Raw genomic sequence first — 5,462 nt, forward strand, 5'->3', positions numbered from 1 at the left:
CCACGCGCTGCGTGGGAACGCGGAAGCTCCGCGCCGCGGAGTGTCTCGGAGCGGACCGCTGGGATGTTGCGGCCATCTAGCCTGTGAAAACCATTGGTTAGTGCAGATAACAACCGGAAAGAGAACCACGGATGAACACGGATCGACACGGATGGAGACCAATCCGTGTCGATCCGTGGTTCGAGATAGCGAAGATTAGATCGTTTGTTAATTGAGAACACCCCCTAGCAATATCGATCGAAACTAGGTTTCTTCTCGTCCCCACGCGCTGCGTGGGGATGGGGAAGCTCCGCGCCGCGGAGAAGGCAGGTCGGAACCGCCTCTTGCCGGCAAATCCAGGCCGGCAGGATGCCGGCGTTCCCAGCTTCTTCTCGTCCCCACGCGCCGCGTGGGGATGGGGAAGCTCCGCGCCGCGGAGAAGGCAGGTCGGAACCGCCTCTTGCCGGCAAATCCGGGCCGGCAGGATGCCGGCGTTCCCAGCTACGGTCCTGTTGTCCGATAGTACAGGCTCGCCCTGGATCGGCTCCAGGCCAGGAAACCGAGCCAACGGGATTCTGATACCCTGTCGGGTCATCGGGAACCGCAAGCTACCGGGCACCCGACCCATTCAGTCGAAAAGTCAGGATTTCCAATGCGCTTCCGTCGAATCTTTGTACTCTTGCTGGCGTCGCTCCTGGTCGTGGGTTGCAGCCGGGTCTCGATCTTCTATCGCACGCTGGATCTCTTCATCGAAAAGTATGCGGACGATTATCTCTCCCTGAACAGGAGCCAGTTAGCGGCCTGGAGACCGACCCTCGCCGACGGCTTGGCCCGCCATCGCCGGGAGGAGCTGCCTCACCTGGCGGCCTTTTTCGGTGGCCTCTATGATGCAGCGCAGGCGGGCTTCAAGGCCGCCGGCACCGAGTGTCTGCTCGCTGCCTTCGAGGATCTCTACCGCCGTCACTTCCGCTTGGCCGCCGAGCTGGCCGCCCCCTTGCTGGTCTCTCTGAGTCCACAGCAGATACGGGGGTTGGAGCGCAAATTCGCGGAAGAGGCCCGGGACGAGGCGGAGAAAAACCGCGACCTGGAACGCCGCCTGCGCAAACGTGCCGAGCGCTGGTCCGAATCCGTCGAGTGGTGGATCGGTCCCTTGACCGGGGCGCAGCGGCAGATTATCCGCAAGGTAACCAAGGCGATGCCGGATACCGCCGCCGACTGGGCGGCTTACCGTGGGGCCCGCCGGGCCGGGTTGATCCGGCTGCTGGACCGCAAGGCCGGGGAACCCGAGATTCGCCGCTACCTGACCGATTGGTTGGCCGACCACAAGGATTTGCCCCCGCCGTTGCGCACGGCGAAACAAGGGATCCGACGCCAGATCGTCCGCCTCTTCGTGCGCCTGGACGCCAGCTTCAGCCGCACCCAACGGACCCACTTCAAGGAACGGCTCGCCAACCTCCGGGACGATTTTATGGGCCTTCAGAAGAACCCACGTATGGCGCCTCTGCGGTGCACGAAGTAGCGCCTATACCATGGCGGACCACCCCATCTCACAGCCCACGGCCAAGACCTTCAGTGTCGTCGATCTGGTCGCCGCCGCATTGGCGGGGCGCCTGCGGATCCCGGAATTCCAGCGCCCGTTGCGCTGGCAATGGAAGGACGTGAGCCACCTGTTCGACAGTATCGTCAAGGGCTATCCGATCGGCAATCTGCTGCTGTGGACGCGCCCCGCGCCGGAGGCGGAGGTCCGGCTGGGGGCGCTGCGCATCCGGGCCCAGGCGTTTCAAGATGGATGGTGGGTGGTGGATGGACAGCAACGACTTACCAGTCTGGCAAACGCCTTATCGGACGCCGGGGCGGAGGACAAATGCTTCGCCCTCGCCTACGATCTGAACCAGCAGCAATTCGTGCGCCCGAGACAGCAAGAGGACGACGGCTACATCGTACCTTTGCCCGTGCTCTTCGATCTGCAACGCTTGATCCGCTGGTTCACCAAGGATTACCCGGAGGCCGGCGAAAAGCTCGACGCGGCCGCCCGCGTAACCCGTGCCATCCGGGAATACCAGGTCCCCGCCTATCTGGTGGAGCAGCAAGACGAGGCGGTGCTGCGGGACATCTTCGACCGCATGAACAACTACGGCAAACGCCTGAGTCAAGCCGAGGTCTTCTCGGCGTTGCACCCCGGCCCCCAACGGGATCTCGAACCCTCGTCGCACTTCCAACGGATCGCGGATGCCATCCAGGATGGGCTCGGATTCGGGCTGCTCGACGATGACACGGTGCTGCGGGCGGTGTTGGCACGGCGCGGCGGTAATGTGACCCCCAATGTGACTCAGGACATCCGCACCGAATTCTCCGAGCGCACCCGTGAGCCGCGGGATTTCCAGGGCGAAACCCCGGAGCAGGCCTACCGGGAAGGGGAAGAGGCCCTATACCAGGCAGTGAGGTTTTTGCAGGAGGATGCGGGCGTCCCCCATTTCGCCTTCCTCCCCTACCGTTATCTACTGGTGGTGCTGACCCGGTTCTTCGCCCATTTCCCGGAGCCTCGACCGCGCAACCGTATCCTCTTGGTGCGCTGGTTCTGGCGGGCGGCGATGATCGGCCCAGGGCCGTTCGCTTCCAATTGGACCAACGCCATGCGGGCACTCGCGACCCGCATCACCGCCGGCGAGGAATCCGAGTCCATGCAGCGGCTGCTGGACGCACCCATCGACGCCAAGTTGCATCGCCCCAAGTTGACCGAATTTCGCACCAATGCCGCCGGGAGCCGTATCATCCTGGCCGCCCTGTGGGACCTGCACCCCCGCTCCCTGCTCACGGGGGAGCCTTATGACAGGGAGGCGCTTGCCGAGGCCGTCCTGCCCGACGGCACACTCAAGGGCGTGGCGCGGACGATACTCAAACGCGAACCCCCAGATCACATGGCCATGGCGGCGAATCGGATCTTTGTGATCGACGAAGAATTACCGGAACCGGTGGACAAGCTCCTGATTGCTCCGCCCCTGCATAGGGAGGAGTGACGAACAGGCATTTCTGGCCTCCCATGCCCTGAACCCGGAATCGGTCGCTGCCCTGGCAGGGGGCGATAAGATCGGATTCCTGGAACAACGCCAAGAAAAAATCGCACGCACCGTCGACGGTTTCCTCTCGCGCATGGCGGGAACGGGCCATGAGGATACGCCCCCGCTGGATAGTCTCAACCTCGACGATCTCGATGATGCCGCGGAAGGACGCGATGACCGGCTCGCGTGAGCAACAGTTTCATGTCTATCTCTACGAGCGGATCATCGGCCGCCTCCACCGGCGCGACAACCTGACCCGGTTCGTATTCGAGTAACGAATGGACGATGATGAGGCTCGCGCGGGCCGTGGGGATCCAGGTCCCCGAGACTCGATTGGTCCATCGTGAGCAAATCGAGGCCCTCCCCGAGCGGGTTTGGACCGGGACGGGCGATCATGCCTACGCGGTACGGCGGTTCGACCGGGATCCCCGGCGGCGGCCGATCCATATCGAAGACCTGGCGCAGGTGCGTGGGTTCTACCCGGATGGGAAGTACCGCGGGAGCTTCGAGACGATCGGGGCATTGATCTATCGGCAACATGACCTGGAGGCCCTGCGCGAATTCACATTACGCAGATTTCCACAGATAAAAGAAGAAAAAATCTGCGAAAATCTGTGTAATCTGTGGATTGAAAAGGGAAAACAGCCACCGGTAGGGCAGGCGTGTATAAAAAGATCCTCCCCACGGGGTTTTCCGTAGGCGAAGTCGAAATAGGCAGGGAGAAGCAAGCCGTTGAGCAAAGCGAATCCAGCAGGCCAAAACACCTGGGGGGTTGATATCACACCGCTGGTGCCGGAGGTCTATGCCGACTACCGGCCCCTGGTAGCGGATGCCCTGGCCTTTTTTCTCCGGCATCTGTCCACCCCTCGGCTGACCGCTATCCTGACCGAACAGCAGGCCCTTCCCAGCGATGCCGGTGTGGCGCAACGGCTGACGTCTCTGCTGTTCCACTGTCCGACCCTCCACAAGTTCGGACAGGTGGTCGCCCGCAACCGGAAGCTGGACCGGGCGCTGCGCAGCCGCTTGCAGACGCTCGAAACCATGCCGGGGACGACTTACGGGGATGCCGTAAAGCAGGTTATCCGGCGCGAGCTGGGGGATGCGGAGGGCGCGCTCCGGCTTGACTCGACTGCCCTGGCCGAGGCCAGCGTTTCCGTCGTCGTGCCTTTTACGTCGGTTGCCGCGGAGTCCTCCGGCCCAGCCAACGGCGTGCTCAAGGTCCTTAAGCCGGGGATCGAGGAGTCTCTGCAGGAGGAGTTGGCAATCTGGTCGAAGCTCGGCCAGTTTATCGACGAGCGTTGTGAATACTATCGGATTCCACCGCTGAATTACGCCGAATCCCTGGCGACCATCCGGGAGCTGCTCGCAGGGGAAATCCGCCTCGACCATGAACAGCGCCACCTGGCGGAGGCTGCTGAGTTTTATAAGGATGCGAGGAGCATTCAGATCCCGGCGTTGTTCCCATTCTGCACGCCGCGCATCACCGCCATGGAGCGTATCTATGGTCAGAAGGTAACCGATGTGGAGGTGTTTTCAGCACGTCAACGCCGGCGGTTGGCGAATTCGGTTATCGAGGCCCTGATCGCACGGCCCGTATGGACCCCGCTGGAGACGGCCATATTCCACGCCGATCCCCATGCCGGCAATCTCTTCTTCACCGAGGATGAGCGGCTTGCTGTCCTGGACTGGAGCCTTACCGGCTATCTGGGCAAGGTCGAGCGCATTCACATGATGCAGCTCTTGCTGGGTGCATTGACCTTGGATCCGCAGCGCATCGCACGTGAGATCGAGGCCCTGGCGCAGACCCCGGTCAACGCCTCGGCACTAGGTGTCGTTGTGGATAAGGCGGTCAGCAAACTATACGCCGGCAAGTTCCCCGGCTTTCGCTGGTCCCAGTCGTTGTTGGACGAGGCCTCGCTGGCGGCCGGCGTGCAGTTCAGCAGCGAGCTGCTCCTGTATCGCAAGAGCATCCTGACGCTCGAGGGCGTCATCAAGGATATTTCCGGTGGGAGCTCTATCGGCCGCGTGTTACCGGCTGCGGCCATCCGGCAGTTTGTGTGTGAGCTGACGGCCCGTGCCTTTGCGCCACCCGCCTCGCGGCATTTCGGAACTCACCTCTCGAATCTGGACCTGTTGGCCTTGTATTGGGGAGGACCGACCGCCGCCGCCCGGTTCTGGACCCACCGGTGGCAGCGCAGGCTCACGGCCTTGCTCAGCGGCCCGACAGAACCCTAATGCCGATAATCGTTCAGTCCCCACCGCGTCATTCCGGTAACTGTTGCCGGAATCCAGATACCATGGATGGTAAGAACGGTAGCAATCCTGAATTATTTGGCGTTGTCGGGAGGGAAAAGATCCCTCCTGCGTCGGGACAGGGTTTGACGTGTTGCGTTCGACGCACCAAGGCTCGCTGATCGTCTGCCA

The 5,462-nt window shown here is 62.4% G+C and carries 5 protein-coding genes; all 5 read left to right on the plus strand.

The features are described from left to right. Positions 1 to 631: 631 nt before the first annotated feature. The 5 genes from BQ17_RS19125 to BQ17_RS19145 all read left to right on the plus strand — a co-directional run bounded on the left by BQ17_RS19125 (position 632) and on the right by BQ17_RS19145 (position 5,273). A complete protein-coding gene (locus tag BQ17_RS19125) occupies positions 632 to 1,498 on the plus strand; it encodes a DUF6279 family lipoprotein (RefSeq protein WP_089729860.1) in 867 nt (288 codons plus the stop codon). Between the two features lie 10 nt (positions 1,499 to 1,508). Further along, positions 1,509 to 2,996 (plus strand): DUF262 domain-containing protein, encoded by a 1,488-nt coding sequence (locus tag BQ17_RS19130; protein WP_089729862.1) that lies wholly within the window; start codon positions 1,509 to 1,511, stop codon positions 2,994 to 2,996. After that, entirely contained in the window at positions 2,968 to 3,228 is a 261-nt protein-coding gene (locus BQ17_RS19135) for a hypothetical protein (RefSeq protein WP_089729864.1), read from the plus strand. The genes BQ17_RS19130 and BQ17_RS19135 overlap by 29 nt, the downstream gene beginning before the upstream one ends. 95 nt (positions 3,229 to 3,323) lie before the next feature. After that, positions 3,324 to 3,737: a HipA domain-containing protein gene (locus BQ17_RS19140; protein ID WP_089729865.1), complete on the plus strand. Its 414-nt coding sequence runs from the start codon at positions 3,324 to 3,326 to the stop codon at positions 3,735 to 3,737. A 33-nt stretch (positions 3,738 to 3,770) separates the two neighbouring features. After that, positions 3,771 to 5,273 (plus strand): AarF/ABC1/UbiB kinase family protein, encoded by a 1,503-nt coding sequence (locus tag BQ17_RS19145; RefSeq protein ID WP_089729867.1) that lies wholly within the window; start codon positions 3,771 to 3,773, stop codon positions 5,271 to 5,273. Positions 5,274 to 5,462 lie beyond the last annotated feature (189 nt).

This window comes from Candidatus Thiosymbion oneisti (assembly GCF_900092655.1).
In the GTDB taxonomy this organism is placed as follows: domain Bacteria; phylum Pseudomonadota; class Gammaproteobacteria; order Chromatiales; family Chromatiaceae; genus Thiosymbion; species Thiosymbion oneisti.